At 69.7% G+C, this 23,472-nt stretch carries 24 protein-coding genes; 15 read left to right on the forward strand and 9 right to left on the reverse strand.

The genetic code is table 11. The features are described from left to right. The first annotated feature begins 67 nt into the window (after positions 1 to 67). Both E5N76_RS25825 and E5N76_RS25830 read left to right on the forward strand, forming a co-directional pair. The gene (locus E5N76_RS25825; protein WP_149540619.1) at positions 68 to 1,234 is read left to right on the forward strand and encodes a hypothetical protein; all 1,167 of its coding nucleotides are present in this window, start codon (positions 68 to 70) and stop codon (positions 1,232 to 1,234) included. A gap of 90 nt (positions 1,235 to 1,324) precedes the next feature. Then, a complete protein-coding gene (locus tag E5N76_RS25830) occupies positions 1,325 to 1,468 on the forward strand; it encodes a peptide chain release factor 1 (protein WP_149540621.1) in 144 nt (47 codons plus the stop codon). A 152-nt stretch (positions 1,469 to 1,620) separates the two neighbouring features. On the opposite strand, the gene E5N76_RS25835 is transcribed toward E5N76_RS25830, so the two are convergent. Together E5N76_RS25835 and E5N76_RS25840 are read right to left on the reverse strand one after the other, a co-directional pair. Continuing rightward, positions 1,621 to 2,148 carry a cytochrome b gene (locus tag E5N76_RS25835; protein WP_149540623.1) on the reverse strand — a complete coding sequence of 176 codons (528 nt, stop codon included), beginning with the start codon at positions 2,146 to 2,148 and terminating at the stop codon, positions 1,621 to 1,623. Beyond that, on the reverse strand, positions 2,145 to 3,248 hold the full coding sequence (locus E5N76_RS25840; RefSeq protein WP_149540625.1) for a catalase family peroxidase: 1,104 nt from the start codon (positions 3,246 to 3,248) through the stop codon (positions 2,145 to 2,147). The genes E5N76_RS25835 and E5N76_RS25840 overlap by 4 nt, the downstream gene beginning before the upstream one ends. A 262-nt stretch (positions 3,249 to 3,510) precedes the next feature. Between E5N76_RS25840 and E5N76_RS25845 the strand changes: the two genes are divergently transcribed. Then, on the forward strand, positions 3,511 to 3,783 hold the full coding sequence (locus E5N76_RS25845) for a hypothetical protein (protein ID WP_149540627.1): 273 nt from the start codon (positions 3,511 to 3,513) through the stop codon (positions 3,781 to 3,783). Positions 3,784 to 3,887: 104 nt separating this feature from the next. On the opposite strand, the gene E5N76_RS25850 is transcribed toward E5N76_RS25845, so the two are convergent. Next, positions 3,888 to 4,949, reverse strand: coding sequence for a phosphotriesterase family protein (locus E5N76_RS25850; RefSeq protein WP_207792114.1), 1,062 nt, complete (start codon positions 4,947 to 4,949; stop codon positions 3,888 to 3,890). Positions 4,950 to 5,175: 226 nt separating this feature from the next. On the opposite strand from E5N76_RS25850, the gene E5N76_RS25855 reads away from it, so the two are divergent. From E5N76_RS25855 to E5N76_RS31175, 6 genes are read left to right on the forward strand one after another with little or no spacing between them, the layout of a single operon-like run. Beyond that, entirely contained in the window at positions 5,176 to 6,177 is a 1,002-nt protein-coding gene (locus tag E5N76_RS25855) for a Bug family tripartite tricarboxylate transporter substrate binding protein (protein ID WP_149540629.1), read from the forward strand. After that, positions 6,174 to 7,169, forward strand: a complete 996-nt coding sequence (locus E5N76_RS25860; RefSeq protein ID WP_187830407.1) for a ketopantoate reductase family protein — start codon at positions 6,174 to 6,176, stop codon at positions 7,167 to 7,169. The genes E5N76_RS25855 and E5N76_RS25860 overlap by 4 nt, the downstream gene beginning before the upstream one ends. Continuing rightward, entirely contained in the window at positions 7,166 to 8,473 is a 1,308-nt protein-coding gene (locus E5N76_RS25865) for an LLM class flavin-dependent oxidoreductase (RefSeq protein WP_235907888.1), read from the forward strand. Before E5N76_RS25860 ends, E5N76_RS25865 begins: the two co-directional genes overlap by 4 nt. Then, positions 8,473 to 9,606 (forward strand): M24 family metallopeptidase, encoded by a 1,134-nt coding sequence (locus E5N76_RS25870; RefSeq protein WP_149540632.1) that lies wholly within the window; start codon positions 8,473 to 8,475, stop codon positions 9,604 to 9,606. The genes E5N76_RS25865 and E5N76_RS25870 overlap by 1 nt, the downstream gene beginning before the upstream one ends. Next, the gene (locus E5N76_RS31170) at positions 9,599 to 10,273 is read left to right on the forward strand and encodes an NAD(P)/FAD-dependent oxidoreductase (RefSeq protein WP_207792115.1); all 675 of its coding nucleotides are present in this window, start codon (positions 9,599 to 9,601) and stop codon (positions 10,271 to 10,273) included. Before E5N76_RS25870 ends, E5N76_RS31170 begins: the two co-directional genes overlap by 8 nt. Then, positions 10,210 to 10,842, forward strand: a complete 633-nt coding sequence (locus E5N76_RS31175; RefSeq protein ID WP_207792116.1) for an NAD(P)/FAD-dependent oxidoreductase — start codon at positions 10,210 to 10,212, stop codon at positions 10,840 to 10,842. Before E5N76_RS31170 ends, E5N76_RS31175 begins: the two co-directional genes overlap by 64 nt. A gap of 381 nt (positions 10,843 to 11,223) precedes the next feature. Here E5N76_RS31175 and E5N76_RS25880 read toward each other — a convergent pair whose 3' ends face one another. Next, a complete protein-coding gene (locus E5N76_RS25880) occupies positions 11,224 to 12,129 on the reverse strand; it encodes an HpcH/HpaI aldolase/citrate lyase family protein (protein ID WP_149540634.1) in 906 nt (301 codons plus the stop codon). Continuing rightward, on the reverse strand, positions 12,126 to 13,328 hold the full coding sequence (locus tag E5N76_RS25885; RefSeq protein WP_207792117.1) for a CaiB/BaiF CoA transferase family protein: 1,203 nt from the start codon (positions 13,326 to 13,328) through the stop codon (positions 12,126 to 12,128). Before E5N76_RS25885 ends, E5N76_RS25880 begins: the two co-directional genes overlap by 4 nt. Positions 13,329 to 13,632: 304 nt before the next feature. Between E5N76_RS25885 and E5N76_RS25890 the strand changes: the two genes are divergently transcribed. Continuing rightward, positions 13,633 to 14,589 (forward strand): Bug family tripartite tricarboxylate transporter substrate binding protein, encoded by a 957-nt coding sequence (locus tag E5N76_RS25890; RefSeq protein WP_187830408.1) that lies wholly within the window; start codon positions 13,633 to 13,635, stop codon positions 14,587 to 14,589. Positions 14,590 to 14,596: 7 nt separating this feature from the next. On the opposite strand, the gene E5N76_RS25895 is transcribed toward E5N76_RS25890, so the two are convergent. Next, on the reverse strand, positions 14,597 to 15,364 hold the full coding sequence (locus E5N76_RS25895; protein ID WP_187830409.1) for a GntR family transcriptional regulator: 768 nt from the start codon (positions 15,362 to 15,364) through the stop codon (positions 14,597 to 14,599). A gap of 200 nt (positions 15,365 to 15,564) precedes the next feature. Between E5N76_RS25895 and E5N76_RS25900 the strand changes: the two genes are divergently transcribed. The 5 genes from E5N76_RS25900 to E5N76_RS25920 are packed head-to-tail and all read left to right on the forward strand — an operon-like array spanning position 15,565 to position 20,296. Further along, complete coding sequence (locus E5N76_RS25900) at positions 15,565 to 16,740, forward strand: acyl-CoA dehydrogenase family protein (RefSeq protein ID WP_149540642.1); 1,176 nt, start codon at positions 15,565 to 15,567, stop codon at positions 16,738 to 16,740. After that, positions 16,737 to 17,906, forward strand: a complete 1,170-nt coding sequence (locus E5N76_RS25905; protein WP_149540644.1) for a CaiB/BaiF CoA transferase family protein — start codon at positions 16,737 to 16,739, stop codon at positions 17,904 to 17,906. Before E5N76_RS25900 ends, E5N76_RS25905 begins: the two co-directional genes overlap by 4 nt. After that, positions 17,903 to 19,039 (forward strand): CaiB/BaiF CoA transferase family protein, encoded by a 1,137-nt coding sequence (locus E5N76_RS25910; protein WP_149540646.1) that lies wholly within the window; start codon positions 17,903 to 17,905, stop codon positions 19,037 to 19,039. Before E5N76_RS25905 ends, E5N76_RS25910 begins: the two co-directional genes overlap by 4 nt. A 31-nt stretch (positions 19,040 to 19,070) precedes the next feature. Then, complete coding sequence (locus E5N76_RS25915) at positions 19,071 to 19,589, forward strand: MaoC family dehydratase (protein WP_149540648.1); 519 nt, start codon at positions 19,071 to 19,073, stop codon at positions 19,587 to 19,589. Positions 19,590 to 19,591: 2 nt separating this feature from the next. Further along, the gene (locus E5N76_RS25920) at positions 19,592 to 20,296 is read left to right on the forward strand and encodes a nitroreductase (protein WP_149540650.1); all 705 of its coding nucleotides are present in this window, start codon (positions 19,592 to 19,594) and stop codon (positions 20,294 to 20,296) included. 289 nt (positions 20,297 to 20,585) lie between these two features. Here the strand turns inward: E5N76_RS25920 and E5N76_RS25925 are convergent, their stop codons facing one another. From E5N76_RS25925 to dctP, 3 genes are all read right to left on the reverse strand, one after another. After that, positions 20,586 to 21,896 (reverse strand): TRAP transporter large permease, encoded by a 1,311-nt coding sequence (locus tag E5N76_RS25925; RefSeq protein ID WP_149540652.1) that lies wholly within the window; start codon positions 21,894 to 21,896, stop codon positions 20,586 to 20,588. Continuing rightward, positions 21,896 to 22,387, reverse strand: a complete 492-nt coding sequence (locus E5N76_RS25930; RefSeq protein WP_187830410.1) for a TRAP transporter small permease subunit — start codon at positions 22,385 to 22,387, stop codon at positions 21,896 to 21,898. Before E5N76_RS25930 ends, E5N76_RS25925 begins: the two co-directional genes overlap by 1 nt. Before the next feature lie 84 nt (positions 22,388 to 22,471). Beyond that, positions 22,472 to 23,413 (reverse strand): TRAP transporter substrate-binding protein DctP, encoded by a 942-nt coding sequence (gene dctP / locus E5N76_RS25935; RefSeq protein ID WP_187830411.1) that lies wholly within the window; start codon positions 23,411 to 23,413, stop codon positions 22,472 to 22,474. Positions 23,414 to 23,472: the final 59 nt, after the last annotated feature.

Consider the following 23,472-nt stretch of genomic DNA (forward strand, 5'->3'; position numbering starts at 1 on the left):
CCCGAAGGAGAGCTGGCCCATGTCGCGTGCCAGGCCATCCGCGAGACCAGGTCCGGAACCGGGCCCCTTGGCAGCCTTCATCGCGCTCTGCGGCGATGCCGCCTGGGCCGGGCGGATGGCGGCGCTGAGTGCCCAGGGCCAGCCAGGCTCGCTCACCGCGCGTGCCGCGCAGCACCGTCACGCCCTGGAACTCGCCTTGGCGCGCATGGCGGATGGCCGCGCCCTGGCCCGCGCCGCCCCGGCGGAGAAGCGGCTCTGCGGCTTTGCCCGCGACCTGGTGGCCCTGGCCGAGACCTTGCCGCCCGCGGCGCGCGAGAGGCTGCGGGCCCGGCTGCTGGCCGGGCTGAGCGGGGAGGCAACCCTGCTGCCCCTGTTCCATCTGCTGCGCACCGCCGCCCGGCTGCGGGAGCAGGGCTTCGAACTGCGCTTCGACGGGCTGGCGGAGGATGCGCCCTATGATCTGCTCGCCCAGCGCGGCGGGGCGGTGGCCGAGGTGGTGTGCGAGACCGTCTCCGCCGAGGAGGGCCGGCCGGTGCATCGCGGCGACTGGTTCGCCCTGGTGGACCGCATCCATCCCGAATTGCAGACCTGGCTGGCGGCGCATCCCGGCCGCTATCTGCTGAAGCTGACCCTGCCGGAGGGGATTTCCGGCCCGGACCAGCTGGCCGGGCTGCAGCGCCGGATCAGCGAGATGCTGACCGCCGAGAAGCGCCAGGATGCCGGGGCACAGGCGATCCTGAAGCTCGATCCGCTGGTCCTGGCCGGGGCGCAATTACAGGACGCGGCGGGCGGGCTGCCGGCACGGCTGCGGCAGATCTTCGGGCATGAGGCGCATCTGGCCGTCACCACCGATGCCAGCAGCCGCAGCGTCTTCGCCATGGCCGCCCGGGCGGGGCGGGAGAACGAGATCAGCGGCGCGGTCTGCCGCCATTTGACCGGCACGGCGGAACGCCGGCTGAGCGGCAAGCACCCGGCCATCCTTGCCGTCTTCCTGGAGGAGCTGGAGCGCGGCGAATGGCGCGCGCTGCGGGAGGATCTGCAATTGGAAGGCGCGGTGCGGCGCTGGTTCACCACCCCCCCGGCGAGCGAGGTGGTGGCGGTCTCCTGCACCTCCCGGTTCGAGATGTTCGGGGCGGCGGACGCGGCGGGTGAAGGCGAGCTGCGCTTCCGCAACCCAAGGCATCCGGCGGCGAAGCATCCGGGCCTTTCGCCGGCTGTTCTCTCTTCCTTGTGATCGGCCTCCTTTCGGCTTCATAGCGGCAACCGGCTGATTTCTGCCACGTTTTCCGGCGGGAATCACCGTCGCCGAAGTATGGGGACCAGGATGAGCGAAGCCGAGATGGACGCGAAGCTGGCCGAGTTGGACCAGCTACTGAATGACCCTGACACGCGCATGGACCCCGACCGGGTCTGGGCCCTGCTGGCCGAGCTCAGCGGGGCGCGACTGCCGCAGATGGCGGGGTGTTGAGGGAGCGCCCTGCCCTCCCCACCCGCAAAGGGCCGAATGGCCCCTTGAATCCCCAGGTTTGGAGCCGACGGACCAGCCGCAACCTCATGGTTTCCAAAGGCCCTTCGGCCTTTGGCCGGGTGAGCCCGAGAGGGGCAAAGCCCCTCTCGAAATCACCGTCCCCGCACCATTCCCCTGAACACCCCGTCCCGCCGCACCAGCGCGTGGAACAGCGCCGCGCCCAGATGCAGCAGCACGGTGAGGAACAGCAGGTAGCCGAGCCAGCCATGCGCCGCCCGCAGCAGGGCGTAGAGCGCGGGGCTCACCGGCAGGATCGCCGGCAGCACCAGGCCCGGCGTGAGCACCACAGGGTATCCCGCCGCGGACAGCATGCCCCAGCCCAGCAGCGGCATGGCCAGCATCAGCGCGTAGAGTGCGACATGCGAGGCATGCGCCCCGGCCTTCTGCCACCCCGGCAGGTCCGCCGGCAGGGAAGGCGCGCCATGGCGCAGCCGCAGCCCGATGCGCAGCACCACCAGCAGCAGCAACGCGATGCCGAGCGGCTTGTGGATCGCCACCAGCCCGGCATAGCCAGTGACCGAGGCGACCATCGCCACGCCGATGAACAGCATGGCAAGGATCAGTGCCGCCATCAGCCAGTGCACGCCCCGCTGCAGCGGGGTGAAGCCGCGCCCGCTCATCTTCCGGCCCCCGGGCCATGTGCCAGGGCGGGCACCTGCCCCAGCTCCGCCTGCCGCCGCAGATAGGACGCGGCATAGGCCGGGGAGCGCGCCAGCAGGATGGGATCGCGCGAGGGCTCGATGCCGGCGGGCAGGACCAGCGGGTCGTAATTCACGTCCCGGCAGGGGCCGCTCGCCTCCTCCTCCGCCTGCTCCACCACCAGCGTGCCGAGCGTGACCTGCTCGCGATCCTCCGGCCAGGCGCGGGTGGAATCCTCGACGGGGTCACCGGGGGCGGCGAAGCGCGCCACCATCCGCCAGCGCAGCATGCCCTGGCGCAGCCGCGCCTCCAGGTCCCGGCTCAGGAAATCCGGGCCCATCGCCTGCAGCTCGGCCGGCGTCCTCGGCTCCGGCGGCACCGTCCCCAGCACGGACCAGCGCACCGCGCGCCTTGTGCCTGCCGCATCGACGAAATAGAAGGCGTTGAGCCCGTGGTAATCCTCCTCCGCATAGCTCGGCGTCCAGGGTGCGGAGCGGGCCCAGGCGAGGAAGGGCTGCATCTCCGGATGGGCGCTGACGAAGCGCGGCGTCGCCTGCGGGTCCAGCGGCCTGCCGGTCGCCTTGTCCACCCGGCCGGCCAGCGTCAGCTCGTAGAAGGCCTCCAGCGTCGCCACCGGGAAGACCGGCAGGTTGTTCATGCCGGTGCGCCATTCCTGCCCGTCCGGCGCAATGATGCGCAGCGCCATGCTGCGCACCCGGCCGCCGCTGGCATCCGGCGCCGCCGGATCGCCCGTGGCAATGGCGAGGCGGCCGACCACCGGATAGCGCCCGGCCGCCAGCATCGGCGCGGTGGAATAGCGCGCCCCCTCGCCGCTTGCCTCGAAGCTGCCGGTGAAGCAGATGCCCTTGGCGTGGTTGCGCCGGTGGCCGGTGGGGTCGCCGCCGCGCTCGCCCAGCGCGTCGACGATGCGGCCGGGGGTCAGCCGGCCGGGACTCAGCCACCCCCCGGCATAGGCGAAGCTGGCGCCGAGCGCGCCGAGCACCACGCCGATGGCGGCCAGCCGGCCATACAGGGCGGGCGGGCGCCGCGGCGGCGCCGGCTCGGGGGAAATATCCGTCATGCAATGCTCCTGGCCCGGCATGGGCGTGTGACGTGTCCCGGGAAGCCAGGCGGCGAGGCCATTCGGTCGCTGCCACGGGACGGGGGAGTTCTTCGCGCCATGGCATGCTCGGGTTACGGGCAGGGCTGGATGAGCGTTCGATAATCCATTGGATGAATGGGGCCCATCTGCAGCGGATATTGGGCAGGGCACGCAGCGAGGGGCATCTTCCGGGCCAAGGCGAGGGCGCAACGCCCCGCAGGAACCCCACGGAGACAGTACGATGTTCAGCAAGCTGATCCTCGCTTCCGCCCTGGCCCTCTCCACCTTCGGCGCGGCCCAGGCCGCGGGCCCCCGCCTGGTCGGCGGCGGCGAGAACGGGCAGGTGGTGTATGACGCGCCGTCCATGAATCTCGCCGGCGGCGGCGTGGCGGCGGTGACCGGCGGCGGCGCCGACCTGACCTACACCCATGACGCCACGAGCGGCGCGCAACGGCCGGCCGGCGCTGCCATGCTGATCGGCGGCGGCAAGGACGCGCAGGTGGTCCGCGGCTGACGGGCGGGGCTCCGCCCCCATGCCTCCAGCAGCGGCGCTGCCCATCGGCGGCAGCGCCGCCACCCCCGGCCGGGAGGAAGGCTCCTCCCGGACCCTGCCCCGAATCAGGCGAACGCCAGCAGCCGCCGCGGATTGCCGACCGTGATGGCGTCGATTTCGCTTTCTGAGAAGCCACGCTCGCGCATCAGCGGCAGGACATTCTCGAAGATATGGCCATAGCCATGGCCGCCCCAGCGGGTCAGCCGCGTGCGGTAGCAGATGTCATGGCTGATCACCACGCGCTCCAGATGGCCGCGGGAAATCAGGGCGCGGATCAGCTTCAGCCGTACCGCGTCGTTCGGCATGTCGATGGGCGCCAGCGCGTAGTAGCTCGCCTCCTGCCCGAACAGGTCGAATTCGACGACCACGCCGCTGTCGGCCAGGCGCAGCAGCCGGTCCTCGTCGAAGATGGTGCGGTCGATATGGCTGATGATGACGCGCGACGGGTCGGCGCCATGGGCGCGGATGAACTCCGCCACCTCCTGCGGCTGGTCCGGATGCCGGCCGGGGTGGACGTTCACCGCCGCGCCGGTCTCCGCCATGGCCAGCAGGGCGCCGGCCATGACGCGCTTCTCCTGCGCGGTCCAGGGCGCCTGGCAGCCGATCTCGCCGATGATGCCGGCCCGTATGTCGGTGCCCCAGGCGCCGAGCTGCACCTGGTCCACCATCTCCCGAGCGAAGTCCTCGGCGCTGCGCGCTGCATTCGCCGGATCCTGGTACTCATGCACGTAATGGCCGCAGCCCATGACGATGTGGATCCCGGCCTCCGCCGCCAGCCGGGCCAGCGCCGCGGGGTCCGGGTCCAGCCCGCCGCTGCTCAGCTCCACCACCGTCCGCCCGCCGGCTTCTTTCATCGCCGCCAGCTCGCCCAGGGCTGTCGGCTCGCAGCGGAAGCGCAAATTGCCCGGCACCTTGCGCTTGCGGCCGTAATTGATGGCGAAGCAATTGCAGAGGGTGATCTCCGGTCCCTGATCCGGCTCGGCCCGCATGGCGGGGGTGCGGATGTCCCAGATCAGGTGCTCATGCATCAGGGTCGGGCCCAGCTCGGCCGGCGCCACCGGCCCCAGCACGGTCTGGGCGCGGCCCCGCAACATCTCCCGCGTCATGCGCTGCCCTGCCTCGGCCATGCTCGCCCCTCCCGCTGCCGCAGGATGATCCGGCGGGCGGGCGATGCTGTCCATGGGTTGCCCGGGCGGCGGCAGGACGCTTAACTCGCAGCGCCCCGCAATGAGGGCCGGCAGGTGCACGGGCCTGCCGTGAGATCGGCCCGAACCAGGGCCGCGACGGTCAGAGGGGGCGCCGCAACCGGGCGCATGCGTGCTGCGGCACGGGTGCGTCTGCGCGAGGTGCCGCATGCGCTCTGCCGCCCGCCGCTCCCTGTTCCGCACCGCCGCCCTGGCAGTGCCCGGGATGCTTGCGCCCGGCCTGGCCGCGCCGCGCCTGGCCCGCGCCCAGGACGCCTGGCCGAACCGCCCTGTCACCTTCGTCATGCCCACGGCGCCGGGCGGCCCGGGCGACGTCATCGCCCGCCCCCTGGCGCAGCATCTGCAGGCGGCGTTCGGCCAGCCCTTCGTCATCGACAACCGCACCGGCGCCGGCGGCACCATCGCGCTGGAGTATGCGCTGCGCACGCGGCCGGATGGCCATACGCTGGTGGTGTACAGCAACAGCACCTACAGCATCGCGCCGCACCTCTACCCGATGCCCTATGACAATGCGACGGCCTTCGCCCCCATCGCGCTGATCGCCGAGGCGCCGAGCTTCCTCGTCCTGCATCGTACCGTTCCCGCCGCCACCCTGGCGGAATTCCTGGCGCTGCTGCGGCGGGAGCCGGAGAAGCTGGCCTTCGCCACCGCCGGCATCGGCTTCACCAGCCATCTTGCGACCGAGCTCTTCATGGCGATGACGGGCACGAAGATGCTGCACGTGCCCTATCGCGGCGGGGCGCCGGCCAGCCAGGCGATCGCGGCCGGAGAGGTGCAGGTGAATTTCATGGAAGCCGCCTTGGTGCGGACCCTGCTGCCCGCCGGCAATATCCGCGCGCTCGCCGTCACCAGCCGCCAGCGCCACCCGCTGCTGGCCGAGATCCCGACCCTGGACGAGGCCGGCGTGCCCGGCTTCGAGAGCGCGACCTATTGGGCGATGGTCGCCCCCGCCGGCGTGCCGGCGCCGATCCAGGCGAGGCTCGCGGAGGCGATGCAGGGCTGGATGGCGCTGCCCGCCACGCAGGCCATGCTCACCCATGCCGGCTTCATTCCGCTGAGCGGAGACCCCGCGACGCTGGCCCGCCACATGGCGGAGGACACGGCGAAATGGGGCGGCATCATCAAGGCGCGGGGGATTCGCATCACATGAAGGTCTGCATCTACGGTGCCGGCGCGGTCGGCTGCTATCTCGCGGGGCGGCTGCACCAGGGCGGCGCCACGGTGTCCATGGTGGCGCGCGGCGCAACCTTCGCCGCCATCGCCGCCGAGGGCGTCACCGTGCACACGCCGGCGAAGCACCTCCACGCCAGGGTCGAGGTCGCCGAGGATCCCGCCGCGCTCGGTCCGCAGGACATGGTGCTGGTCACGGTGAAGGCGCCGGCGCTGCCCGCCATCGCCCCGGGCCTGGCGACGCTGCTGGGGCAGGAGACGCCGGTCTGCTTCGTCATGAACGGCCTGCCCTGGTGGTATTTCCATGCCCATGGCGGCCCGCATGAGGGGCAGCGCCTGCCGCGCATCGACCCCGGCGACATCATGTGGCGCACCGTCGGGCCGGAGCGCGCCCTGCATGGCGTCATCTTCGCCTCCTGCGATATCGAGCGGCCGGGGGTGGTGCATATCGAGACCGCCCAGACGGCGCTGCACCTGGGCGAACCCGCCGGCACCACCGCCCGCGCCGAGGCGCTGGCCGCGCTGCTGCGCGACACGGATTTCACCGTGACGGCGGAGCCGAACATCCGCGCCCGCATCTGGTCCAAGCTGCAGACCAATATCTGCTCCGGCCTGTTCGGCTGCCTCGCCGACAGCCCGCCCAGGGCGATCTATTCCGACCCGGCCGTCGCCGATGCGGTGCGCCGCGTGGTGGCGGAGGTCGGCGCCGTGGCCGCCGCCCTCGGCCACCCCAGCCCGCTGGATGCCGAGGCGCTGCTCGGCCGCGCCCGCTCCCAGGGCCACAAGAGCAGCGTCGTGCAGGATCTGGCGCGCGGCGCGCCCATCGAATTCGACCCGATGTTCGGCGGCCCGCAGGCGCTGGCCCGCCTGGCCGGGGTGCCGACCCCGACGCTCGACCTGCTGATCGCGCTGGTGAAGGCCCGCGCGATCTCCGTAGGCTCCTATTCCGAACCCGAGGAACCCGTGCCGTGACCGCACCCCGCCGCATGAACCTGGTCGCCTACCTCAAGACCGGGCCGACCGCGAACCATCCCGGCGCCTGGCGGCACCCGGATTCGGACCTCGACGACATCTTCGCGCCGGAGCGCTACGAGCACCTGGCGCGGGTGCTGGAGCATGGCTGCATCGATGCCGGCTTCTACGCCGACACCTTCGGGCTGCCCGATATCCATGGCGGCAATTTCAACGCCTATCTGCGCTATGGCGGGCAGATCACCTATCTCGACCCGCTGATGATCCTGCCGATCATGGCGCGGGTGACGAAGTATCTCGGCCTCGGCGCCACCCTCTCCACCACCTTCATGAATCCCTACTGGCTGGCCCGCACCCTCGCCTCGCTGGACATGCTGACGGGCGGCCGCGCCGCCTGGAACGTCGTCACCTCCGCCACCAACCTCGAAGCCCGCAATTTCGGCATGGACGGCATCCCGCCCAAGGATCTGCGCTACGAGCGCGCCGACGAGGTGCTGGAAGCCTGCATCGCCCTCTGGGAGTGCTGGGACGAGGACGCCTTCGTCATGGACCGCGAGAGCGGCGTCTTCATCGACCCGAAGAAGGTCCGCTACGCCAATTTCGAGGGCCGCTACGTCAAGACCCGCGGCCCGCTGACCATCCCGCGCAGCCCACAGACCCGGCCGGTCTTCCTGCAGGCCGGCGCCTCCGACCGCGGCCGGGAATTCGCCGCGCGCTGGGCGGAGATGATCTTCTGCACCCCCAACAGCAAGGCCGACGCCATCGCCTTCCATGACGACATCAAGTCCCGCATGACGAAGTACGGCCGGCCGCCGGAGCACTGCAAGGTGCTGCCCTCCTTCGCCATGGTGGTGGGGGAGACGGCGAGCATCGCCGAGGAGAAGCACCAATACCTCCAGTCGCTGATCGACCCGGAGGCGCAGCTCATGCTGAACTCCTCCCTGCTCGGCGCCGATCTTTCCAAGGCCCGGACCAAGGAGGCGATGGTGGCCGCCCAGGGCAACCAGGGCATCACCGGCTCGGTGGACCGGGTGCTCCAGGTGATGGAGCAGGAAGGGATCAGCTTCGAGAAGGCGGCCAGCAAGCCGCGCGACCTTCTGGTCGGCACCCCGAAGGTGATCGCCGACCAGCTCGAGGACTGGTTCCTCGCCGGGGCCTGCGACGGCTTCATCATCTGGCCCACCGTTTTCCCCCGCATGTTCGAGGATTTCTGTAAGCTGGTGGTTCCGGAGCTGCAGCGCCGCGGCATCTTCCGCAAGGAATACCGGGGCCGCACCCTGCGAGAGAACCTGCTGAACCCCTGATGCCCCACCCCATCTTCCCGCAAGAGGAATTCGCCGCCCGCCTCGCCCGGCTGCGCGGCGCCCTGGCCGCGCGCGGCGTCGCCGCCGCGCTGTTCGACGAGATCGAGGCCATGGCCTGGCTCTCCGGCTATGGCTCCTCGCTGAACCGCTGGCGCTGCCTGGTGGTGCCGCTGATCGGCGAGCCCTTCATCCTGATCCGTGCCCTGGACGCCGCGGTTTGCCGGGAGCGCGCCGCGGGGGTGGAGGTGATCCCCTACCGGGACTGGGAGGACCCGGTGCCGGCGCTGGCCGCCGCCCTCGCCCGGCGCGGCCTGGCGGAGGCGGCGATCGGGCTCGATCTCAATTCCTATGCTCTTTCCGTCAACCGCCATGCCGCCCTCGCCGCCGCCCTGCCCGGGGCGCGGCTGGTCGATCTCGGCCCACTGGCGAACGAGCTGCGGCTGGTGAAGTCTCCGGCCGAGATCGCCCTGCTGCGCCGCGCCGCCGGCATCGCCGATGCCGCCCTCGCCCGCGCCGCCGCCGCCTGCCGCCCCGGCAGCACCCAGCGGGAGGTGGCGCGCGCCGCCATGGAGTGCTTCATGGAGCTGGGCGCCGATCCCTCCGCCCCCGGCCCCATCACCGCCGTCACCGGTTGGGACTTCCTGCACGGCCATCTGGAGGACGCGCCGCTCCGCCCCGGCGGCGTGGTGCATATCGAGCTGACGCCGCGCATCGAATGGTACAGCGCGCGCATCATGCGCTGCGTCTCCATCGGCCCGCCGGAACCCGCCCGCGCCCAGGCGGCCGAGACGCTGGCCGCGCTGCAGGCGCAGCAGATCGCCGCCATGCGCCCCGGCGTCCTCGCGGCGGAGGTGGATGCCATCCTCCGCCAGGGCGTGGTCCAGGCCGGGCTGCGCGCCAGCTACGACAACATCACCGGCTACACGCTCGGCCTCTACGCGCCGCAGACGCCACGCACCAGCGACTTCACCCGCATCCTCCACCCGGAGGCGCATTGGCCGCTGGAGGCGGGGATGGTCTTCCACGTCTATGCCTCGGCCGGCGGCGCCGCGCTCAGCGAGACGGTGCTGGTGACGGAGACCGGGCCGGAGATCCTCACCGGCGCCCCGCCGGGGCTCCTCATCGGTGGCTGAGGCACAGGCCGTGCTCGTCATCGGCGCCGGCGTGGCCGGGCTGGCGACGGCGCTCTACCTCCGCCGGGAGGGGTTCGCCGTGACGGTGCTGGACCCGCTCGGCCCCGCCGGCGGCGCCAGCTTCGGCAATGCCGGGCTGCTGAGCCCGGAGACGGTGGTGCCCATCGCCCTGCCCGGCATGCTGCGCAAGGTGCCGGGCTGGCTGCGCGACCCGCTGGGCCCGCTGACGGTGCGCCACGCCTACCTGCCACGCGCCCTGCCCTGGCTGCTGCGCTGGGTGGGGGAAAGCCGGCTGGCGCGGGTGGAGCAGATCTCCAACGCACTGCGCGCCCTGCACGGCCCCTCCCTGGAGTGCTGGCGGGAGCTGCTGGGCGAGCCCCTGGCGCGCGAGCTGATGCGCCGCACCGGCCAGGTGCAGGTCTGGGAGGGCACGGAGGACACTGCCAGCCAGCGCGTGGAGGCGGCGCTGCGCGAACGCCATGGCATCCGGGCGGAGAAGCTGGGGCCGGAGGAGCTGCGCCAGCTCTTCCCCGGCATCGCGCGCGACATCACGCGCGGGCTGCTGGTGCCGGGCAATGGCCATCTCGTCAGCCCCCCCGCGCGGTGCGCAGCCTGGCGGAGCTGTTCCTCGCCGAGGGCGGGCGCATCCTGCCGGAGCGGGCGATGAAGCTGGTCCCCTGCCCCGGCCAGCGCTGGATGGTGCTGAGCAACACCGGCAACCACGCGGCGGACTCCGTGGTGCTGGCCGGCGGCGCCTTCGCCGGCGCGCTGCTGGCGCCGCTCGGCCTGAAGCTGCCGCTGGAGACGGAGCGCGGCTACCACGCGCACCTCCCCGCGCCCTCCATCGAGCTGCGCCTGCCCATCATGCAGAAGAGCCGCGGCTTCGGCCTGACGCCGATGGAGGATGGGTTGCGCGCCGCCGGCACGGTGGAGATCGCCGGGCTGGAAGCGCCGCCCGACGAGCGCCGCGCCGCGCTGCTGGAGACCCAGGCGAAGCGCCTTTTCCCGGACCTGCGCACGGGGCCGGCGCGGCTCTGGATGGGCTTCCGCCCGTCCTTCCCGGACAGCCTGCCGGTGCTGGGGCCGGCGCCGGGGCATCCGGGCCTGTTCCTCTGCTTCGGCCACGGCCATTTCGGCATGACGGCGGGCCCGCCCTCGGGGAAGCTGGTGGCCCGCATGATCGCCGGCGTGGCGCCGCCCATCGACCCGGCACCCTATGCCGCTGCGCGGTTCTGACGGGCTGGCCTCCGAGGCCCCCTAGAGCGGTTTCACGCTGACTGTGCAGCGCGAAACCGCTCTAGCTTATGGATTGTAGAGCAGATTCACGCCTCCGGGCGATGCCGCCCTCCGGCGATCTGCTCTAGCGACGAGCCGGCACTGCGGCTGCATCCCCGGCCGGGCCGCGCTCTGGCTCCGCCCCTTCGGAGGCTGCGCGTTTCCGCCCGGCGGATTCGGATGCCTGTCCAGGCATGGCGCGACACCGGCTGGCCACGATGAAGGCCATGGACGATCCGGTCCGTGCTACCAGCCTCGCGCGCCTGGCCCGGGTTGCCGCCATCGGGCCATGCAGCCAGCGACGGGCCGGGCCACGCCATGGCCTCGGCGGGCGCACCGGCCTCAGGGCAGAACGGGGCTCTCGGCGGACGCAATCAGTTCGGCGAGTTCAACGATGCGCCGGGCCCGCGCGGCGATCGGGTAGTCCACGAAGCGGCCGTCGATCTGGATGGAAGCCACACCTTTTGCCTCCGCCTCGGCGAAAGCGGCGACGATCCGCCGGGCCCATTCCACCTCGCCCGCGGCCGGGCCGAAGGCGGCATTGGCAACCGAAAGCTGGTCGGGATGGATGCAGAGCTTGCCCTGGAACCCCAGCGCAGCGCCGCACCGGCAGGAACGGGCGAAGGCCTCCGGCTCCTGCAGGCTGGCGAAGACGGTATCGATGGGCGCCTCCAGGCCGGCGCAGCGGCTCGCCAGCACCACCTCGCTCCGGGCAGGGGCCAGTTCGGCTTCGTCGGAGGTCCAGGTGATGCCGAGATCCAGCGTGTAGTCACCCGCCCCGAAGGCGAGCCGCCTCACCCTGCCGCCGAGCGCCGCGGCGGCCGCAGCCAGCGCCCGGCACCCGGCCAGGCCGCGCCCCGTCTCGATGATCGGCATCAGGTCCAGGCTGCGCTCCGCCAGGCCGTGCTGCCGCTCCAGCGCCGTCATCGCCCAGTCCACGGCGATAAGCTGGCCCGGCTCCTCCAGCATCGGCAGCACGATGCCGTCCAACCAGGGGCCGATCACGGCCTGCAGGTCCCCGAAGCAGAACGGCGTGGCAAAGCCGTTCACGCGGACATAGGCACGTCCGCGCCGCGGCTTTCGGAGCGCCACCACGACCAGCTCCCGCGTCGCTTCCTTGGCGGAGAGCGCCACGGCATCCTCGAGGTCGAGGATGACGGCGTCGGCATCCATCGTCAGCGCCTTCTCGACGCGTCGTGCATGGTCGCCCGGGGCGAAGAGGAAGGTCCGGTTCGGTCCGCTCGTCATGCCGGCTTCTCGCCCAGCCACTCCGACAGGATCTCGGCGGCCTGCGCGCCGAGGGACGGCCCCAGCCAGCGAATGGCGCCGGGCGTTCCGGTGAGTCGCGGCACCGGTGCCGGCACCGCCAGGCTGCGGCCCAGGCGCGGCTCGAAGACCTGCGCGATATTGCCGCGGGCCGCGTAGTGAGGATCCGCGAAGATCTCGTCGATGGCATAGACCGGCCCGCAAGGCACCTGGGCTTGTTCGCAGGCCGCGAGCACCGCATCGCGCGTCATGCCGCGGGTCCAGTCGGTGACGATGCCGTCGACCTCCGCCCGCGCCGCCTCGCGCTGCGCGATGCTGGCGAAGCGGTCCGGCCCGGCCAGTTCAGGCCGGCCCATGGCCGCGCAGAGCCTGGCGAAGATCTTGTCGCTGGTGCAGGCGATGGCGATCCAGTGCCCGTCGCCGCTCGGGTAATGGCTGTGCGGCACGACGTTCACGGTCGCCGCGCCCATGCGCTGCCGCACCTTGCCGAGCAGGTCATAGGCAGGGGCGAGTTCGTCGAGGATCCGGAAGACGCTTTCGTAGAGGCCGATATCCACCACCTGGCCGGCCGCCCCCGCAGTGTCGCGCGCCCGCAACGCCATCAGCACGCCGACCGCGCCGTAGAGGCCCGACATGTAATCGGCGAGCGTCGCGGAGCCGGGGGTGACCGGCGGCCCTTCAGGGTCGCCGGCGAGGAAGGAGATGCCGCCGAAGGCGTTGGCGATGCGCCCGAAGCCCGGCCGCCCGCTATACGGACCGGTCTGGCCATAGCCGGAGACGCGCAGCATGACGAGGCGCGGATTGATCTCCCGCAGCATGTCCCAGCCCAGCCCCCAGGATTCGAGCGTGCCGGGCTGGAAATTCTCGCAAACCACATCGGCCACGGCGACGAGGCGCTTCAGGGTGGCAGCCCCCGCCGCCGTGCGGAGATCGAGCGTGATGGAGCGCTTGTTCCGCGCTTCGCTCAGCCAGGGCAGGCTGTCGCCGCAGCTCGTCATGCTGCCGAAGCGCCGGGTCGGGTCGCCGCTGCCGGGCAGTTCCACCTTCACCACATCGGCGCCGAACTCGGCCATCAGCGTGGCGGCATAGGGTGCGGCGATGAAGGTGGCGAGATCGAGGACACGGATGCCCGCCAACGGTCCGCGTGCCGCTCCGTCCTGCGGGGTCGTATCTGGCTGCATCGTCTCATCCATTTGTCCGGACACACTGGATGAGTTGCCGAAGCTTCGTCAAGGGTGAAGCGGGGGCGGAACGCTGGATCTCCGCCGATCAGGGCCATGATCCGGATGTCGCACCCCATCCCACACCGGTGTGGCGATCAACCGGAACCGATCAATTCCAACTTGACCGTACAAATATCCTGCACTCTGAATGCGCGCCGGAACGCGGAGAAGGGAGGAGCAAGTGCACAGGGAACCCAGGACGGAGGACCCGCCGCGCCATGCAGCGGCTCCGGCGGCCGGACGTCGACGCGTCATTGCCGGGTTGCTCGCCGCCGCCAGCCTCGCCTCCCCGGCCTTGGCGCAGGATTATCCGACGCGGCCGGTGCGCCTCATCATTCCCTTCCCGCCAGGCAACCTGGCCGATCTCACGGCACGGCTGGCAGCCGAGGAGATCCAGCGGCGCCTGGGCCATAGCTGGGTTGTCGACAACCGGGCCGGCGCCAGCGGCGGCATCGCCATCCGCGCCGTGATGCAGGCGCCGCCGGATGGCTACACCCTGCTGCTGAGCTCCGTATCGCCCATCGCGGTGAACCCCGTTCTCACCGCCAACCCCGGCTACGATCCGCTGCGCGACCTCGCGCCGATCCTGCTGATGGGCTGGACCGGCTACCTGCTGGTCTGCAGCCCCGATTTCCCGGCAAAGACCCTCGCTGATGTCGTACAGGTGCTCCGCGCGGCACCGGCAGGGCGCTACGCCATGGCCACGCCCGGCAGCGGCACGGTGACGCATCTCGCCTCGGAGCAATTCATGCTGCAGACCGGCACGCGCATGGAGACCGTGCCCTATCGCGGCAGCGGCGCCGCGCTGATGGATGTCGCCAGCGGCCGCGTTGCCCTGATGATCGACGCCATGAGCACCGCCCTGCCCCAGGCCCGCGGCGGGCAGGTGCGTGCCCTTGCGGTGATGCAGCAGCGCCGTTCCCCCCTGGCGCCGGAGATCCCGGCTGTCTCGGAGCTCGGCGTGCCGGAGATCGCCGGCATGGAGGTTCGCGCCTGGACCGGCCTGCTCGGCGCCGCGGCAACGCCGCCCGAAATCGTCGAGTACTGGAACCGGGAGCTCGGCAAGCTGCTCGCCGAGCCCGCCATCGCCGAACGCTTCGCCGCGCAGAATGTTGAGGTCGCGCCCCCTGAGCCGGCCGCCCGGTTCCGGGAGCTGATCGCGGCGGAGCTGACCCGCTGGCGGCGCGTGGTGCGGGATGCGAGGATCGAGGTACAGTAGGCGGCGCTCAGCCTTGCCGCCGGAGCGTCACCTCATAGGTGAAGCGGTCGGCTGGATGGAGGTTGAAGGCGACCTCCACCAGCTCGCCGCCGACCAGGCGATAGGAACGGCGGACGTTGATCGCCATGCTGCCGGGCTGACAGCCGAGCTCGGCGGTCAGGGCCTCCGGCATCGGCTCCGCACGCAGCACCTGCTGCACCTCGCCGATGCGCACGCCGTACATCTCCTCGATCCAGGAGTAGATAGTGCCGGGCTTGCGGCCGATCATCAGCGCAATGCCGGCATAGTCCGAGAGAACGAACACCTCGGTCCAGCAGATCGGCGCGTCCTGCCCGGCGACGGTGCGGAAGCCCTCGACGCGGAGCCAGCGCTGGCCAACCCGGCAGCCGATCCGCGCGGCCAGCAGGGCATCCGCCACGACGAGCCCGCTCTTGTCGACCTCGTAGCGGGCCTCGGTCGCGTATTGCAGCAATTCCTCCACGGAGGAAACCGAGGAGGTGTAGAGCGGCGGCGCGGCGCCGCGGCGAAGGACCGTCGTGCCGGCGCCCTGGCGCGAGGCCACCAGCCCCTCCTCCCGAAGCTGCCGCAGGGCCTCGCGGATGGTGTGCCGGCTGCAGCCGAAGCGGCGGCAGAGCGCATCCTCGGTCGGCAGCCTGTCGCCGATGGCGTAGGTCCCGGCGAGGATCTCCTGCCGCAGCGCGTCGATGACCGTGCGGTACAGGGGCGGCGTGTCGCCGCCGACCGCCCGCTCCTTGCCTGCGCTGCGCTCGCCCATCCGCGGCATCTCTCCACGGCGCCATGCCGTTCCGGATTTGTCAGAACAAGCGGCTGCGTTTGGGTGGTTCTCGGGCCGATGTCAAGCATCGGCGAGTCCGGGCAGCCTGCGCAGCGCCGCTTCTGTCCGCTCAAATATGACTTGTACGTACAATACCTCCATGCAATAGCAATGGCCAGGCCGAAGGAGGGCTTGCCGCCATGAACCTGGTCACCAGGCACCATGAGTTGGACGAACGCGATGCGGCGCAGCTCATCCTGGCCATCGACCGCTGGCTCGAGCGCGAGGTGAAGCCGGTCGTCAAGGCCTACGACCACGCCGACCGCTACCCGACGCCCATCGTCGAGCAGATGAAGGAGCTCGGCCTGTTCGGCGCGACGATCGGGCAGGGCTATGGCGGCCTCGGCCTGCCGGCACGCCTCTATGCCGAGATCGTCATGCGGATCGCCGCGGTCTGGATGTCGATCACCGGCATCTTCAACTCGCATCTGATGCTGGCGCTGGCGATCGAGAAATTCGGCACCGAAGCACAGAAGCAGGCCTGGCTGCCGCGCCTGGCGACCGGCGAGGTCCGCGGTGGGCTGGCGCTGACCGAACCGGATGCGGGCACCGACCTGCAGGCCATCCGCATGACGGCGCGGCGCGATGGCGACCACTATGTCATCAACGGGGTGAAGACCTGGATCTCCAACGGCATCGAGGGCAATTGCGTGGCCCTGCTGGTCAAGACCGACCCGCATGCCGCGCAGCGCCACAAGGGCATGAGCCTGTTCATCGCCCCCAAGCAGGCCGGCTTCCGGGTCGGCCGCAAGCTGGAGAAGCTCGGCTACAAGTCGATCGACAGCGGCGAGCTGATCTTCGAGGATTACCGCATCTCGGCCGACCACCTGATCGGCGGCGTCGAGGGCCAGGGCTTCTACCAGGCGACCGGCGGGCTCGAGCTGGGCCGCATCAACGTCGCCTCGCGCGGCGTCGGCATCGCCGAGGGCGCGCTGCAGCTGGCCACCGAATACGCCCAGATCCGCAAGACCTTCGGCAAGCCGATCTGCGAGCACCAGGCGATCCAGTTGAAGCTCGGCGAAATGGCAACCCGCGCCCGCGCCGCCCGGCTGCTGACGCTCGACGCCGCCGCCGCCTTCGACCGCGGCGAGCGCTGCGACATGGAGGCCGGGATGGCGAAATACTTCGCTTCCGAGGCGGCGCTGGAGAACAGCATCGAATCGATGCGCATCCACGGCGCCTATGGCTATTCCAAGGAATTCGACATCGAGCGGCTCTACCGCGATGCGCCGCTCACCTGCATCGGGGAGGGAACCAACGAGATGCAGCGCATCATCATCGCCCGCCAGCTCATCAAGCGGAATCCCGCGTCGTGAAGCCGCTGCAGGGCATGCGGGTCGTCAGCATCGAGCAATTCGGCGCGGCGCCCTATGGCACCATGCTCCTCGCCGAGCTCGGCGCGGAGGTGATCAAGATCGAGAATGCCGAGACGGGCGGCGATCCCGCGCGGCATGTCGGGCCGCATATGCTGGGCCCCGCCGACAGCCAGTATTTCCAGGCCTGGAATCTCGGCAAGCGGAGCGTCACGCTCGACATCAAATCGCCCGAGGGGCGCCGGCAATTCGAGGCGCTGGTGCGCAGGGCCGATGCCGTGGTGAACAATCTGCGCGGCAATCTCCCTGGCCGGCTCGGCCTTGACTACCTGGCGCTGAAGCGGGTGAATCCCGCCTTGGTCTGCCTGCATATCTCCGCCTATGGCCGGGACAATGAGCGCGCCGCCTGGCCGGGCTATGACTACCTGATGCAGGCCGAGACCGGCCTGATGAGCCTGACCGGCGAGCCGGACGGGCCACCGGCGCGGGTCGGCGCCTCCCTGGTCGATACGATGACCGGCATGACCGGCATGATCGGCCTGCTGAGCGCGGTGCTGCAGGCCAGGCAGAGCGGCATCGGCTGCGACGTGGACACCTGCCTGTTCGACGTGGCCATGCACCAGCTCTCCTATCCCGCCATGTGGTATCTGAACGAGGGAGACGCGTCGCGCCGCCTCTCCCGCAGCTCCCACCTATCGCTCGTGCCGGTGCAGACCTTCCCGACCGCGGATGGGTGGATCTTCGTCATGTGCATGACGGAGAAATTCTGGCGCGTCTTCTGCGACGGGATCGGGCGGCCGGACCTGCCGGAGGATCCGCGCTTCGCCAGCTTCGGGGCGCGGCGCGACAATCGCGCTGCGCTGACGGCAATACTCGATGCCGAACTGCGCAAGGCGCCCACCGGACGCTGGCTCCAGATCCTGGGAGGACAGCTACCGGTTGCCCCGGTCCATGACCTGCCGGAGGCGCTCGACAGCAGCTTCGTCCGCGCGAACGGCCTGGTGCGCAGCGTCCCGCATCCGGCGAAGCCGGAGATGCAGGTGCTGGCGAACCCGCTGAAGTTCAACGGTGTCCGCCCCGGGCAATCGGCCTGTGCATCGCTCGGCGCCGACAATGCTGCGTTGCTGCAGCAGGAGGAGCCGGCCACGCCGGCCGGCGGCGCCGCATGAAGCTCGCTGGTCTCCGCGTTGTCGACCTCTCCTGGTTCCTGCCGGGGCCCTACCTGACCATGGCGCTGGCCGACCATGGCGCCGAGGTGATCAAGGTCGAGCCGCCCGGCGAAGGCGATCCGGGCCGGCGCATCGGGCCGCCGGACGGGCGGACCAGCGTCTTCTTCCGCAACACCAATCGCGGCAAGAAGAGCCTGGTCCTCGACCTGAAGCAGGAGGTTGACAGGGATGCGCTGCTCCACCTGTGCGACACCGCCGATGTCATGGTCGAGTCCTTCCGCCCCGGCGTCGCGGCGCGGCTCGGCGTCGGCTATGCGCAGGTCAGTGCCCGCAATCCAGGCGTGGTCTACGTCTCCATCAGCGCCTTCGGCCAGGACGGTCCCTATCGCGGCCGGCCGGCGCACGACCTGGCATTGGAAGCAGTGAGCGGCGTGCTGGGCCTGACCCTCGGCGAGGATGGAAGGCCGGCGATCCCCGGCATCCCGACCGCCGACATCATCAGCGCCCTGCAGGGCCTTTCCGGCGTGCTGATGGCGCTGCTCCGGCGCACCAGCACGGGCCGCGGCGACTATCTCGACCTTGCCATGCATGACGCGCTGGTGGCGGCCTGCGCCAATGTCGTGGGCCCGACCTTCGCGGCGGATCGCCAACCCATCGTCAAGCAGGAACGGACCACCGGCGGATCCGCCTTCTATCGCATCTACTATACGCGAGATGGCCGGCAGCTCGTTCTTGCAGGGCAGGAAGAAAAATTCGTACACGCTCTCCTGCGAGCACTCGGTCGGCCGGACCTTGAGGCGCTCTGCGCCCGGGGACCGGGCACGCATCAGCAGCCGGTGGTGGACTTCCTGCAGGAGACCTTTCGCCAGCGGGACCTGCAGGATTGGCTGGACTGGCTGGGTGGCCTGGATGTGTGCTTTGCGCCGGTGAACACGCTGCCCGAAGCCTTCAGGGATCCCAACCTGCTGGCGCGCGGGATGGTCCTGACGGACGAGACTGGGCGCCGCCACATCGCCCCGGCCATACGCTTCCGCGAAGAGCCGCCGCAGCCTCGCCTGCGGGAGCCGCTGCTTGGCGAGCATACGGAAGAGTTGCGCAGCGCCCTTGCGACGGGCACTGCCTCCCGTCGCTAGATCACGCAAGATTCGGCACCGGAGAAGGATCATGGTGGGTATCGCGAAGCAGGTTGGACCGCAGCGTTGGCGGGAAAGCTTCGGCCGCTACTACGAGGATTTCGAGCCGGGCGATGTCTATGAACACCGGCCTGGCCGGACCATATCGGAGGCGGACAATACCTGGTTCACCCTGCTGACGATGAACACCCATCCGCTGCACTTCGACTTCGCCTTCGCCGCCAAATCCGAGTTCAAGCGGCCGCTGGTGAACAGTTGCCTCACCTTGTCCATTGTCGTGGGGATGAGCGTCAGCGATCTCAGCCAGAAAGCGATCGGCAATCTCGGCTGGAACGACATCCGCCTGACCGCGCCGGTCTTCATCGGCGATACGCTCTATGCCGAGTCGGAGGTTCTGTCCAAGCGCGAGTCGGCGAAGCGCCCGACCCAGGGGATCGTCACCGTCAGGACGACGGGGAAGAAGGCCGACGGCACCGTCTTCATGACCTTCGAGCGCACGATGCTGGTGCCGAAGCGAGGACATGCCGTGGACGACATGGCCGAGGTCTAGCGATGCAGCCCTTCCCCGCGGCGGAGCCGGCCGTTGCGCGAATAGTCGACCTGGCCATCACGTCGCGCCGGAGCGTTCGGGGTTTTCTGCCTGATCCGGTTGCGGCCACGACGATACGGGAGATCCTGGCGGTGGCCAGCCGTGCCCCGAGCATGACCAACACCCAGCCCTGGCGGGTGTATGTGGTGACGGGCGCGGCGCGCGACCGGCTGTCGGCTGAGATCTCCGCGTCCCATGCTCGCGGCGAAGAGCCGGAGGCGGAGTATGCCTACTATCCGCGGGAATGGCGCTCGCCCTATATCGACCGGCGCCGACAGATCGGCTGGGCGCTCTACGGGCGTCTCGGCATTGCCAAAGGCGACCGGGAGGCAATGGCGCGGCAGCACCGCAAGAACTACGATTTCTTCGGCGCCCCGGTTGGCATGATCTTCACCCTGGATCGGTCGCTGGGCTACGGTAGCTGGCTCGACCTGGGCATGTTCATGCAGAATGTCATGATCGCTGCCCAGGGCCGCGGCCTGGACACCTGCCCGCAGGCCGCGTTCAAGAGCTATCACGCAATCATCCGCCGGCTCCTGAATGTGCCAGAGGAAGAGATCGTGGTGTGCGGGATGGCGCTGGGAATGGCGGATCCAGAGGCACCGGCCAACCAATTGCGATCGCCGCGTGAGCCGGTGGAGGCATTCGCCAGCTTCCTGGACGATTGAAAATGGCTGGGCGGGGGATGCGCCGGCCGGCACCCTGATCGGACGGCGTGGCGAGAGAGGCCGGGAGCGAACGGTCATAGAGAGAGACCGAGTCAAGCTGAAGCCTACAAGCGGAGCAAGGTCAGCAATGCCGCCAGACCAGGCGGCGAGTTCGGGCCTGCGGCTTCGGGCCGCTGACCTGGACCGTTCGGCCTGACTGTGTCAGCCGATACGGTCCAACATATCTGAGCCGGCGCTTCACGGCCTGAGCGTGCCCATCTCCGCTGTGCACGCTCAGGCCGATCACAGGCTAAAGCAAGGCATTAGGCAGCCAGGTGATCAGCTCGGGGAACACCATCATGATCGCCAGCCCAACTGCCTGAAGCAGAATGAAGGGTATGACAGCTCGATAAATGTCTCCCATCGAGATGCTGGGAGGCACGCAGCTCCGCATATAGAACAGGTTGAAGCCGAAGGGCGGCGTCAGGAACGCCATCTCCATATTCACCACAAACAGCACGCCGAACCAGATCGGATCGAAGCCAAGGCTTACGATGATCGGGAAGAACAAGGGCGCCGTGATGATCATGATGCCGAGCGGGTCGAGGAAGCACCCCATCAGGAACCAGACCATCTGCATGCCGATGACGACGCCCCACCGCCCGCCCGGCATGATGGAGAGCGCATCTCGCACCAGATCCTCCGCCCCGATCGCCGTGTACAGGGCGGTGAACAAATTGGCCGCGAAGACGATCCACATGACCATTGCCGAGAGCCGCAAGGTCGTCTGCGCCGCGTCCGAAACGGCCTTCCAGTCCAGGCTGCGGTTGGCCGCAGCGCACAACATTGCGCCCAGCGCGCCGATGCCCGCGGCTTCCGATGGCGTGGCAAGGCCGATGAGCAGGCTGCCGAGAACCAGGGTGATGAGGAGCAGGGGGAACCCGACGGCTTTCAGGGACCTGATCTTCTCCCCCCAGCTTGCCCGCTCCTCCGGCGGCAAGGCGGGACCCATCGCTGGCCTGAGGTGACAGGCGATGAGCGAGTAGAGCACGAACAGAGTGACCAGGATCAGGCCGGCCGGCAGCCCGCCGAGAAACAGCTTGCCTACGGAGGTATTGGTATAAAGGCCGAGCACGATGAACAGCACGCTCGGCGGGATGAGAACGCCGAGGGCACCACCCGCCGCAATGGTGCCAACTGTCAGATGCTTGCTGTAGCCGTAGTTCAGCATGGAGGGCAAGGCGACCACGGCCATGGTCACGGTCGCCGCGCCTGAGACGCCGACCATCGCCGCGAAGATCGCGCAGACGATAACAGTGCCTACGGCGAGCCCGCCCCGCACCCCGCCAAGCCATTTATGCATCAGCTCATAAAGGCCGCGCGCGATGCCGGAGCGCTCCAGCATGCAGCCCATGAAGATGAACAGCGGGATGGCCAGCAGCACGAAGCTGTTCGCCGCCGCGAAGGCGCGGATCGCAGCCAGATGCAGCGCCGAAGGCCCCCAAAGGAAATAGGTGCCGATCACCGCCGCCGCCCCGAGTGCGAAGACGAGCGGCAGCCCCGCCACCATGAGCACCAGGAAGACGCCGAAAAGGAGGACGGTCTCGAACTCGATACCCATCAGCTCAGCTCCCGCCCCAGGGTCGCCCGCACCGCATCGCGGACCAAATTCGCCAGGACCTGGAGCGTGAGCAGACCGGCGCCAACCGGCAATGCCAACAGCCATGGCCAGAGCAGCGCAGCCCAGTCCGTCGAGGTACGCCGCCCGCTCGCCATGGCCTCGGCGACCATCGCGCTCCCTTCGATGACAAGCACGGCGCAATAGAGCAAGGCGAAGGGCGCGGTCAGAATGTCGAGGATGGCGCGTCCGCGCGGTGAGAACCGGGAATACACCACGTCCATGCGGACATGGTCGCCATGCAGCAAGGCGAAGCCGCCACCGAGCAGGATGAAAGTGGCGAAGAGGTAGGTCGACAGCTCGGTACCCCAGACGGTGGGGGCCGAAAAGCCATAGCGCAGCGTCACCTCATAGGTGATGAGGATGGTAAGCACGAGGATGAGCAGCGCGACCACGCGGCCGATCCACAGATTGACGGTGTCGATGGCGCGCACGGCCCCTGCGATTGCCCGCATTCCTGCAACCTCCGATTTCGTGAATGGCTGGACCGGCGGGGCATGAGTCCCGCCGGGGAGGCATCAGAAATCGGCTGGCCGCTGCGCCAGGAGCGTCCGGGTGTCGTTGATGATCTTCAGGGCGCGCTTGGTGTAGTCGTCATCGCCGGCCAGGCGCGGCAGCAGCTCATCCGACATGGTGCGGATGCGTTGCACGTCTTCAGGCGGCAGGACGATGATCTCCACTCCAGCGGCCTTCAGCTTGTCGAAGGCCCGCGCCGACTCTCCGATGGCGAAGGCGTAGCGCTCCAGCGCATAGACGCGCACTGCGAGCGTCATGACATCCTGCAGGTCCTTCGGCAGCGCGTCGAAGGCCGCCTTGTTCATGAACATGTCCTCGGCGTCGGCGTGAATCAGCGACGGGCCGGTATAGAATTTGCCGACCTCATGCAGTTTCGCCGCCATCATGCCGTAGGGCGAGCCCCAATTGGCGGCATCGATGACGCCGGTGGACATGGCCGTGTACATCTCCTCGCCCGGGATGGTCACGATGGAGGCGCCGAAATTCTTCCAGATCTCGCCGGCGATGCCGCCGGTGCGGACCTTCATGCCGCGGAAATCTTCCAGCCGGCGTATGGGACGGCGGGAGATGGTGCTGCCCCAGTCATCCGAATAGACCGGCCCGAGGAATTGCACGCCGACGGTGGTGAAGGCCTCCCGCACCAGGTCGGTCATGCCGCCCTCGAACCAGAGATAATCGTACTGCTCGACGCTCCTGAACGCGAAGGGCACGCCCCAGCTCCACTGGGTGAAGGGAAAGCGGCCACGCCAGTAGAGCTGCGAGCCATAGCCTATGTCGACGACGCGGCGGCCGACCGCGTCCAGCATGTCGAAGGTCGGCACCAGAGCGCCTGGCGGGAAGGGCGTGATCTGGATGCGCCCGCCCGACATCTGGTTCACGCGCTGGATGAAGCGCGGGACCAGCCGCTCCCACTCCACTGTGCCTGCGCCCAGGAAGGACTGCATGCGGAACCGGAATTGCGCGCGTTGCGCAGAGGCGGGAAGGGAGGCTGTGGCCAGGGCAG

Origin of the sequence: Siccirubricoccus phaeus (genome assembly GCF_008360935.1) — a bacterium.
Classification (GTDB): Bacteria; Pseudomonadota; Alphaproteobacteria; order Acetobacterales; family Acetobacteraceae; genus Siccirubricoccus; species Siccirubricoccus phaeus.